Genomic DNA, 2,342 nt, shown 5'->3' on the forward strand with positions numbered 1-2,342 from the left:
AGGCTTGCTTGGAGAAGTTCAATACCCGGCAGGTCACCGTGACAGGGATCCTGTCGACGGCCAGTTCACGGACCAACGGGTACATCATTTTGGGTTGACGTCCCGGGAAAGATAGGCGACGGCACGGCGCATGACCTCGGCTCCTTGCTCAAGCAGCCGGATACGTTTCTTCGCATCCCGCAGTTCTGCGGACTCCTTCTCGGTCATACCCGGCTTGACGCCTTCCTCGACGTCGGCTTTTTTCAGCCAGTTCATGAGGCAGGACTCCGAAATTCCGAAGTCTTTCGCGATCTGNAGTTCAGCGGGGCTTCGTGCTTCCGGGCGACCGCGACAACATCACGGCGAAACTCGGGTGGGTAGGGCTTGGGCATGATGACATCTTTCCAGCGAAGACGAAGCTCCACAGGTCAGGAGTCAACCAAACAGGAGGCAGTCCCTTGTGGATGACGACACACTTGTGGTGCTTGAACGGTTTAGAGTCGTCGACGGTTCCCGCTGAGCTTTCCTTTGCGGACGTTATGACGTGCGTGGCGTTCCGATCCTCTGATTCAATGACTGGATGCGCACATTCACTAACGTCCCCAAGGCCGCTGTCGGCGATCGGGTCGCTATTCTATCCCCGGCGTTCGCGGCTCCGGCGGTGTCCGAGGCCATCCACGAGCAGGCGATGCGGCGCCTCACAGAAGTCACTGGGCTTGTGCCGGTTGAGTATCCGACGACACGGCAGCTCGGTGCGAGCGCCGAGGCGCGAGCTGCCGATATTGAGGCAGCGTTTGCCGATCCAAGTATTCGGGCGGTTCTTGCAACGATCGGAGGGGATGATCAGATCACCGTCATCCCACACATCGACACCGACATCCTTGCCTCAAACCCCAAACCGTTTCTCGGATACAGCGACAACACAAACCTGCACAACCTTCTCTGGAACCTCGGGGTGCCCAGCTACTACGGTGGCTCAACACAAGTTCACCTCGGACCAGGCCCGCATGTCGATGACGTGCATGTGGCTTCACTGCGTGCGGCGCTTCTTGACGGAGGCAGTATCGACCTCACCGATCCGGGCGAGTCCGAAGACTTCGGCATCTCGTGGACGGATCGCCGCGCTCTAACCGAATTCGGTATTCGTGAACCGACCGAACCGTGGGCATGGGCGGGCGCAAACACGGTGGCCGAAGGTCCAACGTGGGGCGGATGCATCGAAGTCATCGATCAGATCGCTCTCGCCAACCGGATGCCCGACGTCGCCGACCTGGAAGGGGCGATTCTCCTGCTCGAAACGAGCGAGGAACTCCCAAATGCCGACACAGTGAAGCGTTGGGTGCGTGCCCTGGGCGAGCGAGGAGTTCTCGATGCCGTCGCCGGTGTTCTCGTCGCCCGTCCACCCGTCAGCGAACTGAATTCAGCCGTCCCATTAGCGATCGAGTGCGCTCGACTGCGCGCAGTTCAGCGTGACACCATCATCGAACAAGTCGCCCGATATAACTCCGAAGCCGTGATCTGTGTCGGAGTGCCATTCGGACACACCAGACCGCAGTGGATCGTCCCGCACGGCCAAACGATCCGGCTCGACGGCATAGCCCGTACAGTCAGCGCCGACTACAGCTGAGTCAGCGCACTGCGTTTCGAAACGTCCGCCGCACAACTAACGGTGGCGACTCCACGCGCTTCCGCAGAGGGTTCCCCATTGGGCAGTGCTCAAGCAGTCCTGCAGTCTGCCAAAATTGGCCATGGCCAACTGGGAAGAACGCATCAGAAGATTCTGGCTGGAGGCCAGTGACTCCGACGCAGACGTCATTCTCGGTTCAATGCAACTCCTGGCCGCAGAGCGGGACGACGATGATCCGGCCGCCATCTACGAGTGGGCGTCGGTGCAAGACTTTCTTGGACGGGAAGCGGAAGCGATCCCGCTTTACCGACGTGCGCTAGACCTAGACCTCGACCCTGTCCGTCGATCTCAAGCTCTCATCCAGCTGGCCAGCTCACTTCGTAACATCGGTGAGACCACCGAAGCGATCAAGATTCTGGAAGGCGTTAGCTCCGACCCTACGATCGGCGATGCAGGCGAAGCTTTCCTGGCGTTATCGCTCTTCGACGCTGGGCGTCCTGGCGACGCTTTACGAGTCGCCCTCAAGGCTTTGGGGAAGACGCTGCCCCTCTATCAAGGCGTCATTGACCGATATGCCGACGATATTGTCGATCCCAAGTAACCGCCAGCGCGCGCGACGAACAAAAGAGTCGAGCGTCCCGTAGGGAGTTCCTCTTGCGGATGCATGACAAGGCGAAGACGGGCAGAAATTGCAATAGAGTCAGCGCAGGATGAAGAGCAGGATGGCACTGACGCG

Annotated in this window: 2 protein-coding genes and 1 pseudogene; 2 read left to right on the plus strand and 1 reads right to left on the minus strand. The window is 59.6% G+C overall.

Annotated elements, in window-relative coordinates:
• Positions 1 to 371, minus strand: a pseudogene (locus CXY80_RS19805) (transposase); the annotation flags it as partial.
• Between the two features lie 188 nt (positions 372 to 559).
• On the opposite strand from CXY80_RS19805, the gene CXY80_RS00160 reads away from it, so the two are divergent.
• Together CXY80_RS00160 and CXY80_RS00165 are read left to right on the plus strand one after the other, a co-directional pair.
• Entirely contained in the window at positions 560 to 1,606 is a 1,047-nt protein-coding gene (locus CXY80_RS00160; RefSeq protein WP_104131125.1) for a S66 peptidase family protein, read from the plus strand.
• A gap of 121 nt (positions 1,607 to 1,727) precedes the next feature.
• Positions 1,728 to 2,207 carry a tetratricopeptide repeat protein gene (locus CXY80_RS00165; RefSeq protein WP_233194733.1) on the plus strand — a complete coding sequence of 160 codons (480 nt, stop codon included), beginning with the start codon at positions 1,728 to 1,730 and terminating at the stop codon, positions 2,205 to 2,207.
• The last annotated feature ends 135 nt before the right edge of the window (positions 2,208 to 2,342 follow it).

Source organism: Cryobacterium sp. M91, from assembly GCF_002929615.1.
In the GTDB taxonomy this organism is placed as follows: domain Bacteria; phylum Actinomycetota; class Actinomycetes; order Actinomycetales; family Microbacteriaceae; genus Cryobacterium; species Cryobacterium levicorallinum.

Excerpts from the sequence above, each read along its gene's own strand:
- CXY80_RS00160 (WP_104131125.1), top strand. The coding sequence starts at position 560 with ATGCGCACATTCACTAACGTCCCCAAGGCCGCTGTCGGCGATCGGGTC.
- CXY80_RS00165 (WP_233194733.1), top strand. The coding sequence starts at position 1,728 with ATGGCCAACTGGGAAGAACGCATCAGAAGATTCTGGCTGGAGGCCAGT.